At 71.0% G+C, this 25,248-nt stretch carries 24 protein-coding genes and 1 pseudogene; 9 read left to right on the plus strand and 16 right to left on the minus strand.

The features are described from left to right. Window positions 1–6 precede the first annotated feature (6 nt). From AAG688_RS11280 to AAG688_RS11290, 3 genes are read left to right on the plus strand one after another with little or no spacing between them, the layout of a single operon-like run. Window positions 7–1,578 carry a hypothetical protein gene (locus tag AAG688_RS11280; protein ID WP_411832335.1) on the plus strand — a complete coding sequence of 524 codons (1,572 nt, stop codon included), beginning with the start codon at window positions 7–9 and terminating at the stop codon, window positions 1,576–1,578. Beyond that, window positions 1,578–3,539, plus strand: a complete 1,962-nt coding sequence (locus AAG688_RS11285) for a hypothetical protein (RefSeq protein WP_411832336.1) — start codon at window positions 1,578–1,580, stop codon at window positions 3,537–3,539. The genes AAG688_RS11280 and AAG688_RS11285 overlap by 1 nt, the downstream gene beginning before the upstream one ends. Window positions 3,540–3,541: 2 nt before the next feature. Next, the gene (locus AAG688_RS11290; protein WP_411832337.1) at window positions 3,542–4,315 is read left to right on the plus strand and encodes a hypothetical protein; all 774 of its coding nucleotides are present in this window, start codon (window positions 3,542–3,544) and stop codon (window positions 4,313–4,315) included. Window positions 4,316–4,353: 38 nt separating this feature from the next. Here the strand turns inward: AAG688_RS11290 and AAG688_RS11295 are convergent, their stop codons facing one another. Then, window positions 4,354–4,581, minus strand: a complete 228-nt coding sequence (locus AAG688_RS11295; RefSeq protein ID WP_411832338.1) for a hypothetical protein — start codon at window positions 4,579–4,581, stop codon at window positions 4,354–4,356. A 71-nt stretch (window positions 4,582–4,652) separates the two neighbouring features. Here AAG688_RS11295 and AAG688_RS11300 point away from each other — a divergent pair. Next, window positions 4,653–4,757: pseudogene (locus AAG688_RS11300) on the plus strand (DNA adenine methylase); the annotation flags it as partial. 476 nt (window positions 4,758–5,233) lie between these two features. On the opposite strand, the gene AAG688_RS11305 reads toward AAG688_RS11300, so the two are convergent. The 10 genes from AAG688_RS11305 to AAG688_RS11350 are packed head-to-tail and all read right to left on the minus strand — an operon-like array spanning window position 5,234 to window position 15,279. Beyond that, the gene (locus AAG688_RS11305; RefSeq protein ID WP_411832339.1) at window positions 5,234–6,292 is read right to left on the minus strand and encodes a LacI family DNA-binding transcriptional regulator; all 1,059 of its coding nucleotides are present in this window, start codon (window positions 6,290–6,292) and stop codon (window positions 5,234–5,236) included. Between the two features lie 44 nt (window positions 6,293–6,336). Beyond that, window positions 6,337–6,522: a hypothetical protein gene (locus AAG688_RS11310; RefSeq protein WP_411832340.1), complete on the minus strand. Its 186-nt coding sequence runs from the start codon at window positions 6,520–6,522 to the stop codon at window positions 6,337–6,339. A 13-nt stretch (window positions 6,523–6,535) separates the two neighbouring features. Continuing rightward, on the minus strand, window positions 6,536–7,822 hold the full coding sequence (locus AAG688_RS11315) for an NAD(P)/FAD-dependent oxidoreductase (RefSeq protein WP_411832342.1): 1,287 nt from the start codon (window positions 7,820–7,822) through the stop codon (window positions 6,536–6,538). A gap of 2 nt (window positions 7,823–7,824) precedes the next feature. After that, the gene (trxC, locus tag AAG688_RS11320; RefSeq protein WP_411832343.1) at window positions 7,825–8,280 is read right to left on the minus strand and encodes a thioredoxin TrxC; all 456 of its coding nucleotides are present in this window, start codon (window positions 8,278–8,280) and stop codon (window positions 7,825–7,827) included. Next, window positions 8,277–8,756: an OsmC family protein gene (locus tag AAG688_RS11325; protein WP_411832344.1), complete on the minus strand. Its 480-nt coding sequence runs from the start codon at window positions 8,754–8,756 to the stop codon at window positions 8,277–8,279. Before AAG688_RS11325 ends, trxC begins: the two co-directional genes overlap by 4 nt. An 11-nt stretch (window positions 8,757–8,767) precedes the next feature. Then, window positions 8,768–9,439 carry a DUF3365 domain-containing protein gene (locus AAG688_RS11330; RefSeq protein WP_411832345.1) on the minus strand — a complete coding sequence of 224 codons (672 nt, stop codon included), beginning with the start codon at window positions 9,437–9,439 and terminating at the stop codon, window positions 8,768–8,770. Further along, window positions 9,436–12,687, minus strand: a complete 3,252-nt coding sequence (locus tag AAG688_RS11335; RefSeq protein ID WP_411832346.1) for an efflux RND transporter permease subunit — start codon at window positions 12,685–12,687, stop codon at window positions 9,436–9,438. The genes AAG688_RS11330 and AAG688_RS11335 overlap by 4 nt, the downstream gene beginning before the upstream one ends. A 1-nt stretch (window position 12,688) precedes the next feature. Further along, window positions 12,689–13,765 (minus strand): efflux RND transporter periplasmic adaptor subunit, encoded by a 1,077-nt coding sequence (locus AAG688_RS11340; RefSeq protein WP_411832347.1) that lies wholly within the window; start codon window positions 13,763–13,765, stop codon window positions 12,689–12,691. 14 nt (window positions 13,766–13,779) lie between these two features. Continuing rightward, window positions 13,780–13,983 (minus strand): DUF2892 domain-containing protein, encoded by a 204-nt coding sequence (locus AAG688_RS11345; protein WP_411832348.1) that lies wholly within the window; start codon window positions 13,981–13,983, stop codon window positions 13,780–13,782. A 24-nt stretch (window positions 13,984–14,007) separates the two neighbouring features. Then, window positions 14,008–15,279, minus strand: coding sequence for an NAD(P)/FAD-dependent oxidoreductase (locus AAG688_RS11350; RefSeq protein ID WP_411832349.1), 1,272 nt, complete (start codon window positions 15,277–15,279; stop codon window positions 14,008–14,010). Between the two features lie 218 nt (window positions 15,280–15,497). On the opposite strand from AAG688_RS11350, the gene AAG688_RS11355 reads away from it, so the two are divergent. From AAG688_RS11355 to AAG688_RS11370, 4 genes are read left to right on the plus strand one after another with little or no spacing between them, the layout of a single operon-like run. Next, on the plus strand, window positions 15,498–15,857 hold the full coding sequence (locus AAG688_RS11355; RefSeq protein WP_411832350.1) for an ArsR/SmtB family transcription factor: 360 nt from the start codon (window positions 15,498–15,500) through the stop codon (window positions 15,855–15,857). Next, window positions 15,854–16,216: a rhodanese-like domain-containing protein gene (locus AAG688_RS11360; protein WP_411832351.1), complete on the plus strand. Its 363-nt coding sequence runs from the start codon at window positions 15,854–15,856 to the stop codon at window positions 16,214–16,216. Before AAG688_RS11355 ends, AAG688_RS11360 begins: the two co-directional genes overlap by 4 nt. Before the next feature lie 20 nt (window positions 16,217–16,236). Continuing rightward, the gene (locus AAG688_RS11365) at window positions 16,237–16,872 is read left to right on the plus strand and encodes an SAM-dependent methyltransferase (protein ID WP_411832352.1); all 636 of its coding nucleotides are present in this window, start codon (window positions 16,237–16,239) and stop codon (window positions 16,870–16,872) included. Between the two features lie 41 nt (window positions 16,873–16,913). Continuing rightward, window positions 16,914–17,270 (plus strand): carboxymuconolactone decarboxylase family protein, encoded by a 357-nt coding sequence (locus AAG688_RS11370; RefSeq protein ID WP_411832353.1) that lies wholly within the window; start codon window positions 16,914–16,916, stop codon window positions 17,268–17,270. Window positions 17,271–17,315: 45 nt separating this feature from the next. On the opposite strand, the gene AAG688_RS11375 is transcribed toward AAG688_RS11370, so the two are convergent. The 5 genes from AAG688_RS11375 to thrA form a co-directional block, all read right to left on the minus strand. Beyond that, a complete protein-coding gene (locus tag AAG688_RS11375) occupies window positions 17,316–18,014 on the minus strand; it encodes a murein L,D-transpeptidase catalytic domain family protein (RefSeq protein WP_411832354.1) in 699 nt (232 codons plus the stop codon). Between the two features lie 56 nt (window positions 18,015–18,070). Then, on the minus strand, window positions 18,071–19,084 hold the full coding sequence (locus tag AAG688_RS11380) for a L,D-transpeptidase (RefSeq protein WP_411832355.1): 1,014 nt from the start codon (window positions 19,082–19,084) through the stop codon (window positions 18,071–18,073). Between the two features lie 172 nt (window positions 19,085–19,256). Further along, the gene (gene thrC, locus AAG688_RS11385; protein WP_411832356.1) at window positions 19,257–20,546 is read right to left on the minus strand and encodes a threonine synthase; all 1,290 of its coding nucleotides are present in this window, start codon (window positions 20,544–20,546) and stop codon (window positions 19,257–19,259) included. Between the two features lie 120 nt (window positions 20,547–20,666). Next, the gene (locus AAG688_RS11390; RefSeq protein ID WP_411832357.1) at window positions 20,667–21,602 is read right to left on the minus strand and encodes a homoserine kinase; all 936 of its coding nucleotides are present in this window, start codon (window positions 21,600–21,602) and stop codon (window positions 20,667–20,669) included. Continuing rightward, window positions 21,602–24,094 (minus strand): bifunctional aspartate kinase/homoserine dehydrogenase I, encoded by a 2,493-nt coding sequence (gene thrA / locus AAG688_RS11395; protein WP_411832358.1) that lies wholly within the window; start codon window positions 24,092–24,094, stop codon window positions 21,602–21,604. The genes AAG688_RS11390 and thrA overlap by 1 nt, the downstream gene beginning before the upstream one ends. A gap of 404 nt (window positions 24,095–24,498) precedes the next feature. On the opposite strand from thrA, the gene AAG688_RS11400 reads away from it, so the two are divergent. Next, on the plus strand, window positions 24,499–25,218 hold the full coding sequence (locus tag AAG688_RS11400) for an alpha/beta hydrolase family protein (protein ID WP_411832359.1): 720 nt from the start codon (window positions 24,499–24,501) through the stop codon (window positions 25,216–25,218). The last annotated feature ends 30 nt before the right edge of the window (window positions 25,219–25,248 follow it).

Below are 25,248 nucleotides of genomic sequence, written 5' to 3' on the forward strand. Positions count from 1 at the left end.
TCGCAAATGACGATTTATCGCGCCACTCCGGATGGCCGCCTGCGTGGGTTGCCGTCCGGTGATGTTCGCTCAATCGGTGCGCCGGGCGGCATTGGGCCTGCGCTCAGCACGCAACCGATAGAGATTGAGGTTGCGTTTGTCGCTACGGCAACGCTGGACGAGACCATTCTTGTCCCGCTCGGCGCAGCACCCATCGTCGTCACTGTTGAGGTGGCCGCGCGCTCGGCGCTGAAAGAGTACCTTGTCATTTCGGCGGCGCCGATTGTTGTCGAGGTGGGCATGTCGGCCCGCGTCGGCCGCATCGGCGAGCCGGCGATGCGCGCGCGGCCGTTCGGCATCCTCACGGCGATGTATGCGCAGGGTCTCCAGCTCACAGAGCTGCCGCCGCTTCAGGACCATTTCCAGCGCTGGTACGCCGCCGAAGCTGCGGGCTGGGTCGCCATCGATGAGCACAACCGTCTGCTTGCAAAAGATGCTGGCGACAAAGCGACGGCAGCAGCAAATGCGGTGGTGGTTACGAACACGCGCGTATCCGTACTCGAAGATGGCCTGCAAGCCGAATCTTCCCGCACGACCGCGCTCACAACCCGCGTTGTCAATGTGGAGGGCGCGCAAGCGACACAGGGCAGCGCCCTCAGTGCGCTGCAGGTTACAAGCACCCTGCAAGGCGACATACTCACATCGCACGGCCAGAAACTCACCAGCATCAACGTACAAATCACGGGGCTCGATGGGGAGTTAATCAACGTCGCGAACGCGACCAGCCTGCTGCAAGCGGAAGTCAACTCACTCGGCGCGGCGAAAGCAACCTGGGGCGTCTATCTCACGGCCGGCAACCTGATTTCTGGCGTGCAGTCCATCAACGACGGCGTCCTCGCCGAGTTCAACGTCCTCGCTCACGTCTTTCGGCTGCTGTCGCCCGGCGCGACCAACGGCATGGAGGTGCAGGACGGCTACCTGCGCGTTTGGCGCGGCGGTACGCAAGTTGTCATCGGCAACGGCTTCGGCACAGGCGGCGACCTCATGCTGTACGCCGGGCCGAACGTCGGCGTGGGCAGCGCAAGCAAGTCCAACGGCACGATCTGGTTCGACGCCTCCGGCAACGCTTACTTCGGTGGCGCGCTGCACATCGGTATTCAGCGGGAGGCCGCGCGCAGCGAAAGCACCTCGCCGGCCGCCAGTGTTTCCATCGGCCCGTTCCCAAGCCAGGGCGGCGCAAAGACCGTGTTGTGTTCATACACGGTGGCGGTCGGCCAGGGCTTGCCGGGCAATCAGGTTGCCGATTTCGACGGCAAGCCCGTTAGCGCGACCGTGCAAGTTTTCCGCAAAATCGGCACCGCAAGTGAAACCCTGTTCACCACGTTGAATGCAACGGGCGTCAGCGATGCATCGTATGAAGCCGACGCGGGGCCGGGCGGCACAACGCTTGTGAGCATCACCCTGTCGGCTTCCAGCACAAGCACGGACAACAGCAGCAGCGCCGGCCCGTACATCTACCGCGCAGCCATCTCAGCTCGCAACATCCTGGGGCTAAGTGCGACCGAGCAGGTGATTTCACTTTCATCGACGGAGTCATGATGATGTACGCTCGCTTTTCTTCGACGCCCATAGGCCCCGCACTCGCTGCGCGCGACGGCGGCCTCACCCTGTCGTCTACCGGCGCGGTCGGCGTGACTAGCGTGGCACGCTCGGACATCGCGCACGCCAGCGGCACGCATGGCGTCGAGTTCACGTTCTGGGGCGAGGGCGAGTTGCGCGCGGTCATTGGCCTGGTACCGAGCGGCGCATCGCTGTCGGCTGGCATCGGGCCGCAAGGCATCGGCTGGCAACTCCACACCGGCCAGGTCGTGGTCAACGGCAGCGTCGTGGCCACCGGCCTGCCGGAAATCTTCAAGGGCGATATGGTCGGCGTTCGCGTCGCGTTCGCAGGCGTGCCGCAGGTGCGGTTCTACGCCGGCGAGCAGCTGGTGCACACGCAGTCCATCTCGCCGCTCGGCGCGCTGCATTTCGCCGTTGCGCTGGCGGCCGCCGAGGCCGGCGGCCTGGTGTGTGCCGTCAACGCCGGCCAGTGGCCACACCGCAGCGATGCGGCCGCCGCCGGCTGGGCGGCGCCGCGCGTGCTGCCGGCTGCCCTGCACCTGGCCGACCTGGACTATCTCAGCGCCGCCACCGATTCACCGGCGCATGCGCGCTACGAGGGTCTCATCGTCGAGGGCTTGGAAACGGCTGCTGAAATCGGCTTCTGGCCTTGGGCCGGCGAGCCGCCGGTGCGCGGCGACCGCGCCACGTGCCGGGTGCTGGACCCGGACGGCGTGCTCGACGAGATGGCGATGCAGGACGTGTCGGGTATTCCGATTGCTGTGCGCCTTGGCGCGCGTGCCGGCACCGTCGCCGGCGCGGATGCGGTGGCGCGATACGTCATTGAGCGCATCGACATCGAGGACGACGCGCGCAAGCGCATCACGCTCGATGACCCGCACGCGGCCCTGGACGAGTCGGTGACGCGCGGCGTCTACCTGCCCAGCATCCCCGCGCTGGCATGGAAGCCGCAGCCGGCGGTGATCGGCGCGGTCGCCAGCGCGCTGGCGCAGCCGGCCAACAGCGACGGTACCGTGCTGTTCCTCTCCGACGCACCGCTGGCCGCCGTGGATGTCGTGCTGGACCGTGGCGATGCGATGGAGTCGGGCACGTACGAGGTGGCGCCGGATGGACAGCAGATCGTCATGACAAGTCCCTCGCTCGGGCCGGTGGTCTGCGACGTGTCGAGCATCGGCGCCGGCCCGGCGCCGGCGACGCTGACGCAGGCGCTAACCGAGCTGTTCCGGCGCATCGGCTTCGCCGCTTGGTCGAAGGCCGATGCGCAGGCCATTGACGCGGCGACCGGCTATGCCGGCATCGGTTACTACGCTGCCTCGCCGGCGGTGACCGTGCGCGATGCGCTCGCGGCGATCTTGCCCAGCTACAGCGCCTGGTGGTACCGCGACGATGACGGCGTGCTGCGCTTCGTTCGCGTCGTCGCGCCCGAGGCGGCCAGCGGTGCGCTGGCGTTCGATGTGTCGAAGAAGGACCTGCAGGCCGATCTTGGCTGCGCCCCCGACATGGCGCCGAACCTGACGCGTCGATGGGCCTACCGGCCAAACGCGCAGGCGCTGGGCCACGCCGATCTGGTCACAGACGTGGTCGATGTGCCGCCGGCGCGACGCGACGAACTGACCGGCCTGTGGCGCGGCCAGGTGTACGCCGGCGGTGCGCTGCCGGCGCGCTACGCGCACGCGGACACGGCCGAGCCCTTCGTGTCGTGCTTCTGGCGCGCCGAGGATGCCCATGCCGAGGCCAATCGCGTCCTCGTCATGTACGGCCAGCAGCGCGCTTTCTTCATCGCTTCCTTCGCCGGCGATCCGGCGTTCGCGCCGCGGCCAGGCGAGGTCGGCCGCATCACGTACCCGCGCTATGGCCTGGCTGGCGGCAAGCACGTGCTGGTGCGCGGCCGCCGCCGCAATCCGGCCACGGGCGATATCACGCTGGCTCTTTGGGGATAACGATGCTTATCGGCTACGGCATGCCCGCCGTTTCTTCCGTTTCGCTCGCCGCCGGCAGCAGCTGGCTCACGTCCGACGTCGGCGCCGCCCTGTTTGACGGCCGGCCGGCGCGCGCAACGCGCATCCAGCGCAGTGTGGGCAATCCGACGCTCAGCATCACGCTGGCAAGTCCCATCGTCGTGCGCTTGGTCGCGCTGCTCGGCCTGAACCTACCGGCCGGCATCAGCGTCACCGCTGCCGGTGCCAGTGGCATCACGCGCCGGCTCGCCGATGGCACCGTTGCTGCCTGGCTGCTGGCGCCGCCGGGCTCGGCGACCTCGAGCATTAGCATCGTCATCGGCACCGCGCAGGGCATTGTCGAGATCGGCGAAGTGGTGGTGATGCCGGCGGTGGAAATCGCGCACCAGGCGGACTGGGCCGTCGAGACCATCGACACGACGGAAACCACGCGCAGCCTCGCGGCGCAGCCGGCGTCCAGCCTGCGCGTGCCGTACCGCCAGCTCACCGCAAGCTTCACCCCGGACGGCCCGCAGAACGTACGGTGCGGCGGCCTGGCGAACAACATGGACTGGGAGTGGCTGCGCATGGCGCTGGCGCAGGACCGGCGCTGCGTGGCCGTGCCGCGCTGGCGCGGCGCCAGCGGCGGGGTCGATGCCGCTGAGCTGGCCAGGACTGCCATCTATGGCGTGGGTCGCGTCGGGGCGATTCAGCACCTGGGCGGCGACTACTACGCGAGCGGTATCACCGTTGCCGAAGTGCCGGCGTTGCCACAATGAGCAAGTACACTGGAATAGCCGCAGCGCAGGCCCGCGAACTAACCGAGTTGGCACGCAAGCACGAACTCGAGCGGAGCGCTCTCGAAGATCAGCAGCGCACTGAAATGCAGCAGCTGCAGGAAGCGCAAGGCCGAGGCTGTGATGTTGTGAGCGAACTCGCCAGGATTGTTGGCCTGGCACGGCCTTTCCCATAGAAACAGGGCGACGACGCGGACACCGGCAAGTGCCCGCGTCGCCGCCGAACCCACGCGCTGAACCGCGTGCATTCCGGCCGAGACCCTGCGCTCCCGCGAGAGCGTGGTGATTCTGACCGGCTCACTTCGCACAGGTTGAGAACATGACCCAGCCCATCATTCCGTGGCCCGGCGGCAAGCGCCGTCTGCTGAAACACCTCTATCCACATTTCCCCGCCCACGAGTGCTACGTCGAGGCGTTCGCCGGGTTCACGATGGTCCCGCTGCAAATCCGGTACACCATCGGCCGGGAGGGCCGGGACAAGCCGGCGGGGGAACTCATCATCAAGAGCTGGGACGACAACCAGGCCCAGTTGTTATAGCCTGCCGGTGCCCAGGGCGCCTGATGCGGTGGCGCTGGTTTCAGGTATTGGCATTCGAAGGGCGTGAAACCAGCGATTGAAGGGCGCTCAAGTGGCCCGGCCGGGGTTTCGCAAATCATGTGTCCGTATTTCGCAAATCATGTGTCGCCTTACACCTGTCACCGGTAGACACGCCCGGTGGCAGTCGCCGATGGCGACAAATAAGAATCATTCCCATTCTAGAGAAGACGGAGATGCCTGTCGATACGCCTCCGCATCGTGCACGCTTGCGCGGCCGGGGCCGGGGCCGGGGCCGACGATTTTCCTGCCGGCCTTGGTTCAAGCCCACGGGTCGCGGCCTGCGCCCGAACGGCGACAGAGATTCAGATCGCGCCGGAAGAACCGCGCAGCGCCAGCCGGACCGGAATCGTGCGGCTCTCCACCGGCTCGTCATTGATCAGCTTCAGCAGGCTCTCGACCAGCATCGTGCCGGCCAGCTTGGTGTCCTGCTGCACGGTGGACAGGCCGGGATTGACGAAGCTGGCCAGCGGGATGTCGTCGAAGCCGGCCACCGCCACGTCATCGGGCACGCGCAGGCCGCGCTCGTGCAGGGCCTTCATCGCACCGATGGCGATCAGGTCGCTGGCCGCGAACACCGCGTCGAAGCGCTGGCCGCGCGCCAGCAGTGCCTGCACCGCCTCGTAGCCGGACTGCTCGGTGGTGATCGCATCGACCTGCCGCTGCGGCGACGCCTCCAGCCCGGCCGCCCGCAGCGCCTGCGCGTGGCCGCGGTAGCGCTCCAGGAACTCCGGATAGTGGTTGGAGGCATCGCCGAGGAAGGCGATCCCGCGGCGTCCCTGCGCGATCAGGTGGGCGGTGATGTCGTGCCCGCCCTGGAAGTTGTCGCAGCCGATCGAAACCCCTGGCTGCCCCGGCAGCACCGCGCCCCAGCGCACGAAATGGGTGCCCTGCTGCACCAGCTGCTCCAGCCGCGACTGCGCCTGCAGGTAGTCGCCGTAGCCCAGCAGGATCAGCCCGTCGGCCTTGTTGCTGTCCTCGTAGTCGGCCTGCCAGTTGGTCGACAGCTGCTGGAAGGAAATCAGCAGGTCGTAGCCCTGCAAGGCGCAGGCGCGCGTGATCGAGCCCAGCATCGACAGGAAGAACGGGTTGATCTGCGAGTCGTCCGGAGTCGGATCCTCGAAGAACAGCAGCGCGATCGTGCCCGAGTGCTGCCGGCGCAGGTTCGACGCGTTCTTGTCGACCTTGTAGTTGAGTTGCTCGGCGATGGCCAGGATGCGCCTGCGCGTCTCCTCGCTGACCATCGGGCTGCCGCGCAGCGCGCGCGACACCGTCGGCTGGGAGACGCCCGCCAGGTGGGCGATGTCGAGCGAGGTCGCCTTGCCGCGGATCGGCGCGATGACGGTGGGCTTTTCGGTGGCCATGCGCCGGCGATGATGCCACGAACCCCGCGGCCGCGACCGCCGCTTCAGGCCGCCGCGACGGTGCCGCCGCGCAGCCGCTGGCCGTCGGCGCCGGTCACCCTGCAGAAATCACCGGACCGGTCCGCTTCGGCACGCTCCTGTCGACGGCTGCCCATGCGCCCGGCGAGCGCGCGCGCCAGCCACCACGCCAGCAGCGCCGCGGCGGCCACCAGCACCGTGCGCATCGGCAACCGGCCGGTGGATTCAACGATAGGCCCTGAGGTAGCGGTCCTCGAACCTGCGCTTGAGCCAATGGAACATCCGCGAACGCGGCGAGGTGAAGGTGCGCGATTGGCTGCGATAGATCAGCAGGCCGCTGTCGAGCGCATCGACGATGCAGGCCAGTTCGGTCTTGAAGCCGTGGCTGGCGGGTTCGCCGCGCAGTTCGGCGGCGATGTTCCTCGCCACCGCCTCGGCCTGCAGGTCGGCTTGGTGCGCCTGCTTGGCCATCCAGTCGGGGCCGGGATAGCTGCCGATGTCGCCGGCCGCATACACGCGTTCCAGGCCGCGCACGCGGCAATGCTCGTCGGCGGCGACGAAGCCGCCTTCCGAGCGCGGCAGTTCGCTGTCGTCCAGCCACGCCGGGCCGGTGAGGCCGGGCATGAACAGGATCAGGTCGGCGGCGAATTCCCCGCCTTCGGTCACCACCTTGTCCGCCTCGAAGCGCAACGGCTTGTGGCCCAGGTGCGTTTCGATGCCGAGTTCGCGCATCCGTCCCAGCAGCTTCCGCACCGCGGACGGGCCGAGGCGCTGGCCCGGCTCGCTGGACGGATTGAAGAACACCAGCCTGAACCTGTCGCGCCTGCCCTGGCGGCGCAGCAGGGTGTCCATGCCGAACAGAAACTCGAACATCGGCCCGCCGCGCACCGCGCCCGGCTCCATCGGGTTGGAGGCGAAGCCGATGGCGATGGTGCCGCCGTCCATCGCCGCCAGGCGATCGCGGATGGCTTCGGCCGCGGCGATGCCTTCGCAGGGGATGATCGCGTGCTCGATGCCCGGCAGCTTGCGCAGGTAGCGCCCCCCGGTGGCGGCAATCAGCACGTCGTTGGCCAGTTCGCCGCGGTCGGTGACCACGCGGCGTCCGCCGTCGAGGACCTGCCGCACGCTGCCTTCGTGCCAGCGCACGCGCATGCGCTGGAAGAATCCGGCCAGCGGGATACGCAGGTCGTCGCCGGTCTTCCCGCCCGATGGCAGCCAGATCAGGCTGGGCAGGTAGACCAGCTCATTGCGTGGCGACACCACGGTGATGTCGGCATCGACGCGCTGTTCGCGCAGCCGGCGGATGGCGGTCAGCGCGGCGAAACCGCTGCCGAGGATGACGATGCGAGTCATGGCGTTGGCCTGCCCTGTTGTCGTGATGGTGGCGGTGGCGGAAGCCCGGCGTTCGGGCGATGGTGGCGACGGACGGCCGCGCAGGCGGGAGACGGCGAAGCCGGATGCGCCCAGGCCGGCGGCCAGCCACAGCAGCGCGCGGCGGCGGGACATCGGCATGGTTACCGCCCCTGTCCGAGCTGCACCCGTGCCCAGTGGATGATCTCGCCCGCCGTCATGGCGCCGGACGTGCGCGCCATCTCGCGCCCGCCCTTGAACATCACCAGCGTGGGGATGCTGCGGATGCCGAAACGCGCGCCGAGCTCCGGCTGCGCCTGGGTGTCGATTTTCGCCAGCCGCATGGCAGGTTCCAACTGCACGGCGGCGGCCTCGAAATGCGGCGCCATCATCCGGCACGGCCCGCACCAGGGCGCCCAGAAATCCACCAGCAGCGGCAGGTCGCTCCGGGCCGCATGCGCCTGGAACATCGCGTCCGACTCGATCACCAGCGGATGCGCGGTAAACAGCGGCTGGTGGCAGCGCCCGCATTTCGGTGCGTCGGGCAGGCGTCCGGCGGGCACGCGGTTGATGGCGCCGCACTGCGGGCAGGCAATCTGCAGGAGAGTGCCGGTGCTCATGCCCCCGCCTCGAAGCTCTTGTCGCCGAACAGCACCCGGCCCTCGCCGTCGACGACGTTGACCTCGACGTCGATGCCCTGGCGCACGCTCTGGGTGACGATGCAGAAGTCCTCGAACTGGGCCAGCACGCGGTCGAGATTGTGGTAGTCGGCATTGTGACCGGGCAATTTCAGGGTCGCCCTGGCCGAGGCGATCCGCCAGCGGCCATGTTTGTTGCGCATCGGCAGCGCGCAGATTTCGGCGTGGATTGGCCCCGGTGCGTTGCGATGCTTGCGCAGCGCGAACAGCAGGCTGGCGGCCAGGCAGTTGGCCACCGCCGCCAGCAGCAGCCGCGACGGGTTCGGCCCCTGGTCCCGGCCCAGCGGCGCCGGCTCGTCGGTGAGCAGCGGCGCCAGCGCGGTGTCGTCGAAGCTGACGCGGAAGGCGAAGTCGCTCTCCTGCTCCAGGGTGATGCGGATCGGTTCGAGGCTGTCCATGCGTGTCTCCGTCATTCCATCCCGGCGTTGCCGGCGGCCGGCACTTCCACCCACAGCGCGCCGCGCAGGCCGCCGACGTCGAAACCGGTGGCCGCATCGCCCGGATAATGCCGCGCGATGGCCGCCTTCACCGCCGGCGCGACCTCGCGGCCGTGGCAGGCCAGGCAACCCGGCTCGGTGGGGATGCCGCGCACCATGCGCAGGGCCACGCCGACCGGCAGGCCGTCGCGCCGCACCGACGCCTGCGCCGCGGCCGGCGCACCGGCCTGTACCGCGCGCTCGAATTCCAGCAGCGCCTCGTGCTGCCAGCCCTGCGCCGCCTGCCCCGGGTTGCGGTTGCGGCCGGGCAGCGCCACCCGCCCCAGCCGCACGCCGTGCTCGCGCATCACCTCCTCGGCGATCGCCGGCGCGGCCGAATGGCAGACGTCGACCGCGGCCTCGGCGCCGCCGGCCTGCACCGCCGCCTGCAGCGTGCCGCGCAGGCGGCCGCTGAACGCCTGCGCCGCCGCCTGCGCGCGCGCCAGCGAATCCTGCGCCGCGGCCGCGGGTGCGGGAGCCGCCGGCTCCGCGGTGGAGGGAGCCGGCGCGGTGGCCGAAGGCGGCGTCTGGCAACCGGCCAGCACGATCAGGGCCAGCCAGGCGGCGTGCGGCGCGAAGCGGGCATTGCGGGGGAACCGGGTCATGGGCTTGCCTCCTTGGGGCGCCGGATCAGCGCGTAGTACAGCAGCGGGATCACCACCAGCGTCAACACCGTGGACACCAGGATGCCGAAGATCAGCGAAATGGCCAGGCCGTTGAAGATGGGATCGTCGAGGATGAAGAACGCGCCGGCCATCGCCGCCAGCGCGGTCAGCGCAATCGGCTGGGCGCGCACCGCGCAGGCGTCGACCACGGCCTGCGCCGCGCTGCGGCCGCGCGCGAGCTCGTGGTTGATGAAGTCCACCAGCAGGATCGAGTTGCGCACGATGATGCCGGCCAGCGCGATCATGCCGATCATCGAGGTGGCGGTGAACTGCATGCCCAGCAGCGCGTGGCCGGGCATCACCCCGATCACGGTCAGCGGGATCGGCGCCATGATCACCAGCGGCACCACGTAGTTGCGGAAATAGGCCACCACCAGCAGGTAGATCAGCACCATGCCGGCGGCGTAGGCGATGCCCATGTCGCGGAAGGTCTCGTAGGTGATCTGCCACTCGCCGTCCCACTTGATGGCGAAGCCGGCGCCGTCCTCGGGCTGGGCGATGAAGTGCTGGCCCAGGCGCTGGCCGGCGATGTCGTTGTCCGCCACCTGCCCGACCAGGTCGAACATGCCGTACAGCGGGCTGTCGATGCGGCTGCTCTCGTCGCCGGTCACGTACACCACCGGCAGCAGATCCTTGTGGTGGATGGCGCCGTCCCAGCCGGCCGTGCGCACCTGCACCAGTTCCGACAGCGGCACTAGCTGGCCCTGGCCGCCGCGCACGCGCAGCGCCAGCACCTGCTCCAGCGCGGCCTGGTCGGACACCGGCAGGCGCAGCCGGATCGGCCGCGGGTAGCGGGAGCCGGCGTTGACCACGTAGGTGGCGTCCCAGCCGCCCAGCCCGGCGGCAAGGGTCTCGGCGATGTCGGCCTGGACCACGCCCAGCCGCGCCGCGCGCACCCGGTCGATCACCAGCAGTTCGCGCGTGGCCTCGGCCTCGACGCTGCTGTCCACGTCGACGATGCCCCCGGTGGCGAGGAAGCGCTGTTCCAGCGCGCGGCCGATGCGGCGGGCGAGCGTGTAGTCCGGCCCGTAGATCTCGGCCACGATCGGCGCCAGCACCGGCGGCCCCGGCGGCACTTCCACCACCTTGACCGAGGCGCCGTGGCGGCGGCCGATGGCGTCCAGCTGCGGCCGCAGCGCCACCGCGATGTCGTGGCTCTTGCGGCTGCGCTCGCGGCGGTCGACCAGGTTGACCTGCAGGTCGCCGAGGTTGGCGCCGGCGCGCAGGTAGTACTGCCGCACCAGCCCGTTGAAGTTGATCGGCGCGGCGGTGCCGGCGTAGCCCTGGTAGTCGCGCACCTCGGGCACGCGGTCCAGCGCCGCGGCCAGCTCGGCCAGCAGCGCGTCGGTGTCCTCCAGCGTGCGGCCTTCCGGCAGGTCCACCACCACCTGCAGCTCGGACTTGTTGTCGAACGGCAGCATCTTCAGCACCACCAGCTTGAACACCGCCAGGCTGGCCGCCAGCACCACCAGCGCGGCCATGCCCAGGAACAGCGCGCCGCGGCGGCGGCCGCCCTTGCCGGCGTCCAGGAACGGCGCCATCAGCCGCTCGAACAGCACGTGCAGGCGCGCGGCGATGCCGGCGTGGCCGTTGCCCTGCCCGTCCGCGCCCGCGGCGGCGTGCGCCGGGGCGTGGCGCGACAGCAGCTTCAGCGACAGCCACGGCGTGACCACCAGTGCGATCAGCAGCGACAGCAGCATGCCCACCGAGGCGTTGATCGGGATCGGCCGCATGTACGGCCCCATCAGGCCGCTGACGAAGGCCATCGGCATCAGCGCGGCGATCACGGTGAAGGTGGCCAGGATGGTCGGGCCGCCGACCTCGTCCACCGCCGGCGGGATCGCCTCGCGCAGCGACTTGCCGCCCAGGCTCATGTGGCGGTGGATGTTCTCCACCACCACGATGGCGTCGTCGACCAGGATGCCGATGGAGAAGATCAGCGCGAACAGCGACACCCGGTTGAGGGTGAAGCCCATCGCCCACGAGGCGAACAGCGTCGCCGCCAGGGTCAGGATCACCGCCGATCCGATCACGATGGCCTCGCGCCGGCCCAGCGCGAACAGCACCAGCAGCACCACCGAGCCGGTGGCGAAGGCCAGCTTCTTGATCAGCGTCTGCGCCTTGTCGCTGGCGGTGGCGCCGTAGTCGCGGGTGACCTGCACCTCGATGCCGTCGGGGATGACCTGCCCGCGCAGCGCCTCCACCCGCCGCAGCGCCGCGGCGGTGATGTCGGCGGCGTTGCTGCCCGGCTTCTTGGCGATCGCCAGCGTCACCGCCGGGGCGATGCCGGAAGCCGGGCCGGCGCGACCGGCCGGTGCGCCGTGCCAGACGTAGGACACCGCCGCGTCGGTCGCGTCGGCCACCGCCGCCACGTCCTCCAGCCGCACCGGCTTGCCGCCGTCCAGCCCCAGCACCAGGTCGGCCACGTCGGCGCGGTCGGCCAGGAACTGGCCGGAGGTCACCTGCGTCACGCCTCCGGCGCCGACCCGCTCGCCGGCCTGGCGGGCCAGGTTGGCCGAGCGCAGGGCCTGGCCCAGGTCGCTGGCGGTCAGGCCGTGGCTGGCCAGCCGCGCCGGATCCAGCGTCACCATCACCGCGCGCTCGGGCGCGCCGATGGTGTAGACGTCGCGGGTGCCGGGGATGCGCTTGAGCTCGGTCTCCAGCGTGTGCGCCACCTCGGCCAGCTCGCGCGCGCCGCGCTGCGGATCGTCGGTCCACAGGGTCAGCGCCATCACCGGCACGTCGTCGATGCCCTTGGGCTTGACGATGGGCTGGCCCACGCCCAGGTTCTGCGGCATCCAGTCCTGGTTGGAGAACACCTTGTCGTACAGGCGCACCAGCGCCGGCTGGCGCGCCACGCCGACCTCGAACTCCACCGTCAGCACCGCCATGCCCGGGCGGCTGACCGAATAGGTGTGCTTGACCTGCTCGATCTCCGCCAGCTTCTGCTCCAGCGGATAGGTGACCATCTGCTCGACCTGGCGCGCGTCGGCGCCGGGGAACGGCACGATCACGTTGGCCATGGTCACGTCGATCTGCGGTTCTTCCTCGCGCGGGGTGATCATCACCGCCACCAGCCCCAGCAGCAGGCCCAGCAGCGCCAGGATCGGCGTCAGCGGGTTGTCCTGGAAGGTCCGCGCCAGGCGCCCGGAAACGCCCAGCCGCCGCGTTGCGTCCTGCATCGCCATGTCAGTCCCCGTCCTTGCGCGCGGCGACCAGCGCCTGCAGCGCGGCCGCCGGATCGGCGGCGATCCGCTCGCCCGCCTCCACCCCGGCGATCACCTCGACCTGGTCGCCGGCCTGGCTGCCCAGGCGCAACTGGCGCAGCGACAGGCGGCCATCGGCCAGCACGTAGACCGCGTTGACCTCGCCACGCCGCACCAATGCCGAGGCCGGCACGCGCGGATGGCCCGCGCCGGCCACCGCCGGGAACGCCACCCGCGCGGTGCCGCCCGGCTGCGGCGCCGGATCCAGCGCCGGCAACTGCACGCGCACGGCCACGCTGTGGGTGGCCGGGTCGGCGCTCGGGTAGACCGTCACCTGCGTGGCCTCGACGCGGCGGCCATCGTCGAAGCGCACCCCGGCCACCGGGTTGGCGCGGATCGCCTCGGCGTCGGACTGCGGCACGCCGACCTCGATGCGTAGCGCCTCCGGCGCGTACATCGCCATCAGCGGCTGGCCCGGGCCGACCGTCTCGCCCGGCTCCACCCGGCGCGTGCTGACGATGCCGGCATACGGCGCGCGCACCACCGTGTAGTCGCTCTGCTGGCCGACGTTGGCCAGCTGCGCGCGCGCGGCGTCGCGCGCGGCGCGGGCCGAGTCGCGCGCCGCGCGCACCTGGTCCAGTTGCGCCTTCGACACGTATTGCGCGTCCGCCAGCGACAGATAGCGCTGGTGGTTGCTCTCGGCCTCGGCCAGGAAGGCCTCGGCCGCGCGCAGCTGCGCGCGCGCCGCGTCCACCCCGGCCTGCTGCTCCACCGCGGTCAGCCGCACCAGCACCTCGCCGGCGGCCACGCGGTCGCCGACGTCGCGGCGCACCTCGACCACGCGGCCGCCGGTCTGCGCCGACAGCGCGGCCTGGCGCACCGCCTCCACCACGCCATCCCAGCTGCGCCCGCCGCCGGCGTCGGCGGCCAGCACCTCCACGGTGCGGACGTCATGCGGCTTGGCCGCCGGCTGCGCGGGATCGCCGCCGCAGCCGGCCAGCGCCAGCAGCATCAACGCGGGTAGCGCCGCCCGGGCGGCGATAGACGGATTGGGCTTCATGGTTCTCCGCCCGCTTACTTGAAGGCGCAGCCGCTGGCGATGCCGAGGCGGCGGAACAGCATCGCCGCCGGGCAGAAGCCGGTGAAGCTGGCCTGCAGCATGTTCAGGCCGATGAAGGCGGTGAACAGCAGCCACCACGGCGACACGAAATGGACCAGCGCGATGCTGATCAGGATCATCACGCCCGCGAAGGCGAGCACGGCACGGTCGAGGTTCATTGCATTTCTCCTGTTTTGGTTGGTTCAACGCACGCGCAGGATGCCCAGCAGCTTGAGCACGTACTTTTCGTAGACGGGTTCGGTGTTGCCGGATTTCATCTTCATCATGAAATACTTCTCGAAGGCGATCTTGGCCACGTGCACCCACTTGCCCACCCGGGCCCAGGTGACGTTGCGCGGCGGGATCTGCGGCAGCGCCACGAAGGCCGCGCCGGTATCGCCCATGTCGGCCAGGCAGATCGCGTTCCAGGTGGCCTCGGCGGTGGCCGGCTCTCCCTTCAGTTCGGCCTGGATGTTGTGCGCGATGGCGGTCACCATCGACTCGATCATGAAGCCGGTCTTGGGCGCGCCAGTCGGCACCGGGGTCTGCTCCACCGGCGGGATCGCCACGCACACGCCCAGCGAGAAGACGTTGCGGTAGGTCGGGTTGCGCTGGTGCCGGTCGATCAGCACGAAGCCGCGCGGGTTGCCCAGCCCTTCGACCTGGCGCACCGCGTCCACGCCGGTGAAGGCCGGCAGCACCATCGAGTAGCGGAACGGCAGCACGTGGGCCTTCTTCGGCTTGCCGTCCTCGTCCATCTCGGCCACCTCCATCTCGCCGTCGCGCACGCCGGTGATCCTGGCGTTGACGATCCAGTTGATGTGGCGCTGGCGCAGCTCCGACTCCATCAGGCCCTTGGAATCGCCGACCCCGCCCAGCCCCATGTGGCCGATGTACGGCTCCGGGGTGACGTAGGTCATCGGCACCTTGTCGCGCAGCTTGCGCTTGCGCAGGTCGCGGTCGAGGATCATCGCGAACTCGTAGGCCGGGCCGAAGCAGCTCGCGCCGGCCGCCGCGCCCACCACCACCGGGCCGGGGTTCTGCAGGAACCGCTGGTAGGCCTCCCATGCACCGGCCGCGTGCGCGGTGGTGCACACCGACTGGGTGAAGCCGCCTTCCGGCCCCAGCCCGGGCACCTCGTCGAACGCCAGCCGCGGGCCGGTGGCGATGACCAGGTAGTCGTAGTCCACCTGGCGGCCGTCGCGCAGCACCACCCGGTTCTGCGCCGGCTCGACCCGCTCGGCGCCGGCCGGCTCGAAGGCGATGCCGCGCCTGGCCAGCGGCGCCGGCACCGCCAGCTGCACCTCGGCCGGCGTGCGCCAGCCCACCGCGACCCAGGGATTGGACGGCGTGAACGAGAACAGATCGCCCTCGCCGATCACCATGACTTCGACGTCCGCGCCCAGCGCCGCGCGCAGTTCGTAGGCCGCGCTCATGCCGCCAATGCCGGCTCCCAGTACCACGATGCGTGCCATGACACCCCTCCCGCCTCCCGGCCGCCCCGCGATGGGGCGGTTTCGCTCCGGTTGCAATAACATTAGCAATCTCTTATATTAGAGTCAACTAATTTGTTGGAGCGCATCGATGCAGGCTTCCCTCTTCGACCAGGCGCGCCCGCCGGCCGGCGGCATCGCGGGCTGGTGCGAGGCCGGTTTACCCTTGGCCGATCGCGATTCCCGCAACGAGTGAGCACATGCCCGCCAAGTCCCGACGCCTGAACATCGATCCCGACGCCATGCGCAGGCACGCCAGCGACGCGGCCCAGCTGCTGAAGGCGCTGGCCAACGAGAAGCGCCTGCAGATCCTGTGCCTGCTGGCCGAAGGCGAGCGCTCGGTCGGCGAGATCAACGCGCTGCTCGACCTGAGCCAGTCGGCGCTGTCGCAGCACCTGGCCGTGCTGCGCGAGGAAGGCCTGGTCGGCACCCGCCGCGACGCCCAGAACGTGTTCTACGCGCTGGCGCCGGGTCCGGCGTTCGACATCATCCATACCCTGCACGGCATCTATTGCAGCCCCGCGCACCTGCGCGCGGGCGCTGCCGGGAGACACAAGTGATCGGATTGCTCAAGGACCTGCTCGGGCTCGGCGGCGAGCGGCTGGGGCCGCGCCAGGCGGTGCAGCGGATGAACGCCGGCGCGGTGCTGGTGGACGTGCGCGAGCCGGGCGAATACGCCGCAGGCCACGCCCCCGGTTCGTTGCACCTGCCGCTGTCGTGCATCCGCGCCGGCGGCGCGGCCACCCTCGACGCGCTCGGCCTGGATCAGGGCGTGGAGGAAGTGCTGCTGATCTGCCACAGCGGCATGCGCTCGCGCGCGGCGCGCGCGCTGCTGGCGCGGGATCGCCGCCGCCGCTTCGTCAACGTCGACGGCGGCATGGCCGCCTGGGTCGCGGCCGGCCTGCCGCTGGCCCGCTGATCTTTTCCCTGCACGCCGCCATGACCGCAACCGCAGACACCGCCCGCTGGGACGCGCGCTACGCCACCGACGACTATGTGTTCGGCACCGCGCCCAACGCCTTCCTCGCCGCGCAGGCGCACCGCCTGCGCCCCGGCATGCACGCGCTGGCGGTGGCCGACGGCGAGGGCCGCAACGGCGTGTGGCTGGCCGGACAGGGCCTGCGCGTGCTTTCGGTCGACGCGTCGGCGGTGGGGCTGGAGAAGGCCGCCAGGCTGGCCGCCGCGCACGGCGTGCGCATCGACACCGAGCTGGCCGACCTGTCCGCCTGGGACTGGGGCAGCGAACGCTTCGACCTGATCGCCGCCATCTTCATCCAGTTCGCCGGGCCGGCATTGCGCGAGGCGATGTTCGCCGGCATGCGCCGGGCGCTCAGGCCTGGCGGGCTGCTACTGTTGCAGGGCTACCGCACCGCCCAGATCGGCTACGGCACCGGCGGCCCCGCGCAGGCGGAGAACCTCTACGAGGAAGCCCTGCTGCGCGAGGCCTTCGCCGGCATGGAGATCCTGCACCTGCATTCGCACGACAGCGTCATCGAGGAAGGCAGCGGCCACCGCGGCATGTCGGCGCTGATCGACCTGGTGGCGCGCAAGCCGCCGTCCGCACCGGCCGCCTGAACCCCGGCGGCCCGCATCCCATCACCACAGGAGTTTTGCGCATGTCCAGCACCGACCGTTACCAGGAACTGACCACCCGCACCAACCGCCACCTGGCCCCGCTGCGCAGCGGCATCCCCGAGGTGATGCAGGGCTTCGGCGCGATGGCGCGCGCCGCGCTGGCGCCCGGCCACCTCGACGAGAAGACCAAGGAACTGATCGCAATGGCCATCGGCGTGGCGGTGCGCTGCGACGACTGCCTGGGCTTCCACGCCAAGGCGCTGGTGCGCCTGGGCGCCACCGCCGAGGAAGTGCGCGAGATGCTCGGCGTGGCGGTCTACATGGGCGGCGGCCCGTCGCTGATGTACGCCGCGCACGCGATGGAGGCGTTCGAGGAGTTCTCCCGCGCCGCCGCCTGATCTTGCGGCGCCCGCGGAGGCGGTCGCGTCCGCGGGCAGGCGCGCTCAGCGCCCCGCCGCGCCCACGCTCGCCACGCCCTGCCCGCAGTCGGCGTCGAGCAGTTGCGAGCGGCGCAGCCAGGCCGGATCCGGGTAGTAGGCGAACAGGAAGGAACCGCCACTGATGGTGTCGATCAGCGGCCGCGCCACCGAGGCGCGCACCGCCGGGCAGCCCAGGCTGCGGCCGAGCCGGCCCTGCGCGCGGATCAACTGCTCGCTGACGTAGGGCGCGCCGTGGATGACGATGGCGCGCTCGCGCGCCTTGTCGTTGATGCCCGGTTCCAGTCCCTGCAGGCGCAGCGAATAGCCGTTGCCGCCGACGTAGGATTCGGCGGTGAGGAAGGCGCCCAGGCTGGACTTGTAGCTGCCGGCCTCGTTCGAGAATGACGTGGCCAGGTTGCCGCCGGTATTGCGCCCGTGCGCGACCCATTCCTCGAACAGCAGCCGCTGGCGGGCGAGATCGAACACCCACAGGCGCGGCTCGGTGGAAGGCCGCGAATAGTCGATGACGCTGAGCGTGGATGGCGGCGCGGCCGACGGTGCGGCGCAGCGCAACGCGCGGGCCGCCAGTTCCAGCACCTTGCGATCCAGCTTGGGCGCGGCACGCGCCAGCGTATCGACCAGCGACGCATCGCGGGCCTGCGCATGCGCGGATACCGAGGCGGCCAGCAGCAGCGACAGGAGTTGCAGGGAGGTTCTGTTCATGCCGGGACCGCGAAGACGCTGCCCGGCGCACCGGGCGATACCTGCAGCATGGTGGCTCAGCCCCCGGATTCCAAGACCGGCTGCTCCATCTGCTCCACCGGCGTGGCGCGCACGCCCGGCAGGTCCGACAGCAGCACGGTGGCGCCGGGCGCGAGCAATCCATGCAGCCGGCGCGAGAACGCCTCGGGTATCCAGAACGCATCGGCCAGCGCCTGCAGCGACGGCATCGGCGAGGCCGCGTCGCCGAGGATCCGGTGCGCCACCCAGCGGTGCTGCGGCCGCTGCGGATCGCGCAGGCCGGGCGCGTCCTCGATCTCCTCGGTCATCACGAACAGCACCGTGCCGTTCAGCTGGACCTCGCGCACCGTCTGCAACGGCGCCGAGCCCATCAGCACGCCATCGCGCAGCACCGACACGCGCGCGTCGTGCAGGCTGACCAGCACGCTGACCGGGCCTTCCGGCGCCTGATCGTTCCAGTAGACCTCCCACGGCCGCATCGGCCCGCCCTGCGGCGTCCCGCCCGCCGTCACCGGCGCCAGCACCGCCGGATGCACCAGGCTGGCCGGCGCGGCGCGCGCACTGGCCACCACCACCGAATCGCCGCGCTGGGTGATGGCGAACAGCTTCTCGGCGAACGCCTGCGGCAGCCGCACGCAGCCGTGCGAGGCCGGATAGCCCGGCAATGCGCCGCCGTGCAGGGCGATGCCGTCCCAGGTCAGCCGCTGCATGTACGGCATCGGCGCATCGTCGTAGAGGTTGGAGCGGTGATCCTTGTTCTTCTGCAGGATGGTGAACACGCCCGGCGGCGTCTCGTGCCCACGCTTGCCCGAACTGATGCTGGACACGCCGATGGCGATGCCGTTGCGGTACACGTAGGCGCGCTGCTCGTCCAGGCTGACCACCAGCACCACCGGCCCGCGGGGCGCGATCTGCGGATACCACAGGAACTGGCCCGGCTTGAGCGCGCCGGCATCCGGCGTCGCGGCCAATGCCGCCTGCGCCCGCGCGGCAGGCGCCACGGAGCCTGCGACCAGGACGACGACGAGGAGGATGGTCGAGGGCACTTTCATTATGGCGGCGAGCTTAGCGCAGCCGGCCTGCGGGCCGATGACGCCCCCTGCGGGAGCGACGTCAGTCGCGACGGAGACCATCACAAGCGACAGGGCATGGCGGGAGTTTCTTTCCGGTCGCGACTGACGTCGCTCCCACAGGGTGAGGTGGGAAGAAGGTTCCGAGGCCGGCCTATGCCAGCAACCGCTCTTGCAGCGCCGCGTAGTCGGCCGGGATCGGATCGGCCCGGGCCGGTCGCGCCAGCAGCGCCGCCAGCGCCGGCGGCACCTCCAGCGCGCGCCCGATCAACGGCTCGACCACCGACTCGAACTTGGCCGGATGCGCGGTGGCCGCCACCGCCCAGTCGCCGCCCTCGCCCTGCGCGCGCAGATCCTCCAGCACCTTCACCGCGGTGGCGGTATGCGGGCAGAACACCTCGCCGTGATCGCGGAAGCGGCGCGCAATGACCTCGCGGATGACCGCGTCGTCGACGCCATGCGCCGTGAACGCCGCACGCAGTTGCGCGTCGTCGCCGCGGTACAGCCAGCGCAGGCGCTCGAAGTTGCTCGGCGCGCCGACGTCCATCGCATTGGCCAGCGTCGCCACGCTGGCGCGCGGCGCGTAGTCGCCGCCGCCGAAATAGTCCGGCAGCACCGCGTTGGCGTTGGTCGCCAGCACGATGCGCCCCAGCGGCACGCCCAGCGCGCGCGCCAGGATGGCCGCCAGCGCGTTGCCGAGGTTGCCGGTGGGGACGACGAAGTTCAGCGCGCGTCCGGTCGCGGCATGATGGCGCAGCGCCGCGTCGGCGTAGTAGCTCGTCTGCGGCAGCAGCCGGCCCAGGCTGATGCTGTTGGCCGAGCTCAGCGGCGCGCGCGCCTGCAGGTCGGCGTCGTTGAGCGCCCGCTTGACCAGCGCCTGGCAGTCGTCGAAGGAACCGGCCACGCGCAGCGCGGCGACGTTGTCGCCGAAGCAGCCGAGCTGGTGCGCCTGCCGCGGCGACACCCGCCCGTCCGGATACAGCACGACCACGCGCAAGCCCGGCTGGCGATGGAACGCCGCCGCCACCGCCGCGCCGGTATCGCCCGAGGTCGCCACCAGGATGGTCAGCGGCGCGACGGCATCGCGGCGCAGGCGCGCCAGGCAGGCGGCGAGGAAACGCGCGCCGAAGTCCTTGAACGCGGCGGTCGGCCCGTGGAACAGCTCCAGCACGTGATCGCCGGGCGTGGCCAGCGGCACTAGCGGCGCGGGAAAGTCGAACGCCTCGCGGCAGATGGCCGGCAGTTCGCCCTCCAGCCCGTCGCCGGCGAAGAATGGTTGCAGCAGCGCGGCCGCGGTCTCGGCCAGATCCGCGCCGGCCTGCAGCTCGCGCGCCGGCGGCATCCGCTCCGGCACGTACAGCCCGCCATCGGGCGCGAGCCCGGCGGCGATGGCCTGGCTCAGCGTGGCGGCCGGGGATGGATTGCGGGTGGAGATGAAGTTCATTGCCTGTCCGTCGATTCAAGTTTTCGCCTGGAATCCATTGCCCGTTACTCGCGGCAATCGCTCCTGTAGAGCCGGGCTTGCCCGGCTGCCTTTCCTGCGCGTAGCCGAGCAAGCCCGGCGCTACGGCAACAGCCGCGCCGCCGGTGCGTCGATACGCGACACCCACGCCTGGCTGTCGAATCCCGCCCGCGCGAACGCCGCCTGTACGCCTCCCGCCGCCGCCTGTGCCGTCTCGCGCGTCTCGAACCACGCGAACACGCTCGGCCCCGCGCCGGAAATGCTCGCTCCCATCGCCCCCGCCTCCAGCGCCGCCTGCTTGGCCGCATCGAAGCCGGCGATCAACGGCGCGCGCCGCGGCTCGACCAGCACGTCGCTCAGGCCCGCCCGCACCAGCGCCGCATCGCCGGCATGGCAACCGGCCAGCACCAGCGCCAGGTTGGCGCTCTGCGCGACGAACTCCTTCAAGGCGTATTCGCCCTGCAAAGCCGCGCGCGCGCGCCGCGTCTCCAGCACCGCGTCCGGATGCACCAGCAGGCTGTGCCAGTCCGTCGGCACCGGGATGCGCACCAGATGCTCGGCCGTGGCCAGCACCAGCCCGCCCAGCAGCATCGGACCGAGGTTGTCGCCATGCCGCCCGCCGCTGGCCACCGCCTCGCCGACCAGCGCGAACGGATACAGCGCCTCGCGCGCCAGCGGCGCATCGAGCAGCGCGTTGGCCGCCACCAGCGCGGCCACGCACGAGGCCGCCGAGCCGCCCATGCCCGAGCCTAGCGGGATGCCCTTGTCGATCTCGATCTCGAAGCCGAACGGCAGCGCCAGCGCCTGCCGCATCGCGATCAGCGCCGCGCCGGCAGTGTTGGACGCCGCCTCCCGCGGCAGATCCACCGTGGTGCCGCGGATCGCCGCGATGCGCACGCCGGACTCGCCCGCCGCCGCCGCATCGACCCGGCGCACCGTGACGGTATCGCCGACGCCTTCGATCACGTGGCCGAGGATGTCGAACCCCACCCCGACGTTGCCCACCGATGCCGGGGCGAACGCACGCGCCTCCGGCATCACAGCCGCGCCCCCTGTCCCGCCGCCACCCGCAGCAGATCGGCGAACACGCCGGCCGCGGTCACTTCCGGCCCGGCGCCCGGACCCTGCACGATCAGCGGGTTGTCGCAGTAGCGGCGGGTGGTGAACTGCACGACGTTGTCGGTCAGGCGCAGGTTGGCGAAGGCGTGCGCGCGCGGCAGTTCGACCAGCCCGACGCTGGCGCGCCCTTCCCCGTCCAGCCGCGCCACGTAGCGCAGCACGTTGCCGGCGGCCGCGGCGCGCTGCAGGCGCTGCGCAAACGCCGCGTCCACCTCTTGCAGCCGCGCCATGAAGTCCTCGACGCTGGCCTGGCGCAGCGATTCGGGCACCAGGCTTTCGACCTGCACGTCTTCCAGCGCCAGCGGCCGCCCGGCCTCGCGCGCCAGGATCACCAGCTTGCGCGCCACGTCGGTGCCGGACAGGTCGTCGCGCGGATCCGGCTCGGTGTAGCCCATCGCGCGCGCCTGCGCGACCAGCTGCGAGAACACCGCACTGCCGTCGTACTTGTTGAACAGCCAGGCCAGCGTGCCGGAGAAGATGCCCTCGATGCCGGTCACCGTGTCGCCGGTGTCGAGCAGATCGCGCATCGTCGAGATCACCGGCAGGCCGGCGCCGACGGTGGCCTCGTAGCGGAAGCGCGCGCCGCTGGACGCGGCCGCCTCGCGGATCGCCTCGAAGCGCGGCAGCGGCCCCGCGCCGGCCTGCTTGTTCGGCGTGACCACGTGGATGCCGGCGGCCAGCCAGTCGGCATAGCGATCGGCGACCTCGGCGCTGGCGCTGCAGTCGATGATCAGCGCATGCGGCAGGTGCGCGGCGGTGAGGTGCGCGGTGAAGCGATCCAGGTCGGTGGACAGCGTGCTGGCGGCCAGCCGCTGCCGCCAGTCGTCGCCGATGCCGCGCTCGTCCAGCAGCAGCCTGCCGCGCGAGGCGATCGCGCGCAGCCGCAGGTCCAGGTTGGCCTTGCCCAGCAGTTGCGGCTGCGCCGCGCGCAACTGCTCGATCAGCGCCGCGCCGACGTTGCCCGGCCCGATCACGCCGATGGAGAAGGTCAGCGGCGACAGCCAGAAGCCGGCGTGCGCGGCGCGCAGCGCGCGGGTGGCGTCGGCGCTGTCGATCGCCACCGAGATGTTGCGCTCCGACGATCCCTGCGCGATGGCCAGGATGTTGACCCGCGCGCGCGCCAGCGACTCGAACAGCCGCGCCGCCACGCCGGGCTGGCCGGCCATGCCGTCGCCGACCGCGGCCAGCACGCTGACCCCGCCGGTGAGCTGCACCCGCTGCACCTGGCCGATCGCCAGCTCGTGCGCGAACGCGCCCAGCAGCGCCGACTGCGCGCGCTCGGCCTCGGCGCTGCGCACCACGCAGCAGATCGAATGCTCGGAAGAGCCCTGCGAGATCATCACCACCGACACGCGCGCGTCGCGCAGCGCGGCGAACACGCGCTCGGCGGTGCCCGGCACGCCGATGAGGCCGGTGCCTTCCAGGTTCAGCACCGCCAGGTCCGGGCTCAGCGTCAGCCCCTTGACCGGCCCGCTGACGTCGCGGGCGGAAGTGATGCGGGTGCCCGGATGCGCGGGCTGGAAGGTGTTGCGGATGATGATCGGCAGGCCGCGCTCGATCGCCGGCGACATCGTCTGCGGGTGCACCACCTTGGCGCCGAAGTAGGCCAGCTCGCAAGCCTCGTCGTAGCTCAGCGACTCCAGTTGCACCGCCTCCGGCACCACCCGCGGATCGGCCGACAGCACGCCGTCCACGTCGGTCCAGATGTGCAGTTCGGCCGCCTCGTACAGCGCGGCGAAGATGGCGCCGGAATAATCGCTGCCGTTGCGGCCCAGCGTGGTGACGCGATCGTCGCGGTCGCGCGCGACGAAGCCGGTCACCACCACGCGCCGCTGCGGGTGGCCGGCGCGCCATTCGGCCAGCCGCCGCGCGCTGGTTTCCCAGTCCACCACCACGCCGAGGTCGCTGCGTTCGACCACCAGCACCTGCCGCGCGTCGAGCACCGCGCAGTCCTCGCCGAGCGCGGCCAGGTGATCGCCGAGCAGCCGCGCCGAGCAGACCTCGCCCAGCCCCTGCACGCGATCCAGCGCCTCGCGCGGCAGCTCGCCGATCACCGCCAGCGCGGCGAGGATGTCGGAAAGCCCGTCGAACTGCCCGTCCAGCCATTCCAGCGTGGTGCCGGCGCGCTCGCCCAGCAGCGCGACCGCCGCGCCGCGGTGGCGCGCGCGCAGCTCGTGCCAGCGCTCGCGCCATTCGGCGCGGCCGGAGGAGGCCAGCCCGGCCAGTTCGATCAGCGCGTCGGTGACGCCCTTCATCGCCGAGACGACGGCGACCTGGACGTCCTCGTCGCGCGCCAGCAGCAGCTGGGCGACGTGGCGGTAGCGCTCGGCGTCGGCGACGGAGGTGCCGCCGAACTTGTGCACGACGGTGCGGAGCGGAGCGGGTGCTGCAGGGGCGGCGCTGGACGACATGGGACCTCGGGCCTTCAGGGTTGAGGCTCCGCGCATGCATCAGGCTGGGGACGGGTCCGCATCCTGATCCGGGTGCGGGGCCGTGGTTTGCGAATTACGCGAACACAACCAGCCGCACCCGACTAATCGTGGTGGTAATGGTGGTGGTAGTGGTGGCGGCGCGCGCCATCGCCGCATCCGTGGACCGGGTGGTCTGGCAGTGGACTGGCAGTGGGCGGGCGTCGCGGTGCATGTCCGGTAGAGGACAGGAAGACCGGGGGCGCTGTCAAGTGGTGCGGCGCATCAAACCGCTTCCCTGCCGATGGATGCATCTGAAACCATCCGCCCGCCCGGCGGCGCGATGCGCGCTGTCGCCCCGCGCGCTTCACGGCAAGCTCATCGCCGACCACAGATAACCGGGCGCGATGGATGCAGGCATCGAACAATCGCGCATCGGCGCCGCGCAGCTTCGCGGCACGCTGCTGCGGCAGCCCGTCCGTTCGCCCGCCGCGCTGTTCGTGCATGGCTGGGACGGTTCGGCGGCCGACGATTTCCAGCGCCTGGGCAGGCTGGGCGCGCTGGGCATGACCTGCGCCGGTTTCGATCAGCGCGGCCACGGCGACGATGGCGAGGAGCACGACTCGGCCACCCGCGAACAGGGACTGGCGGATCTGCTGGAGGTGTACGACTGGCTCGCCCGCCAGCCGGAAGTCGATGCCGAACGCATCGGCGTGGCCGGTTTCAGCTACGGCGGCTACCTGGCGGCGCTGCTGGCGGCGCAGCGCCCGCTGCACTGGCTGGCGCTGCGCTCGCCGGCGCTGTACCCGGATCGCGGCTGGCGCGTGCCCAAGACCCAGCTGAAGCGCGATCGCGATCTGCGCCGCTACCGCGAGCGCGCGCTGTCGCCCGCGCAGAACGGGGCGCTGCGCGCGTGCAGTGGTTACCAGGGAGCGGTGCTGCTGGTGCGCGCCGGCTGCGACGAGGTGCTGCCCGCGCAGGTCGCCGGCAACTACGCCGCCGCCTTCGGCAAGGCGCGTTCGCTGGAAGCCCACGTGCTGGAAGGCGCCGACCACGCCTTGGGCGATCCCCGCCAGCAGCAGGCCTACACCGATCTGCTCACGGCATGGCTGATGCGCCTGCCATGACGGCGACGCGGTCCCGCCGGGCGCGGGAAG

Source organism: Pseudoxanthomonas mexicana (assembly GCF_046736355.1).
Lineage (GTDB): Bacteria > Pseudomonadota > Gammaproteobacteria > Xanthomonadales > Xanthomonadaceae > Pseudoxanthomonas_A > Pseudoxanthomonas_A mexicana_B.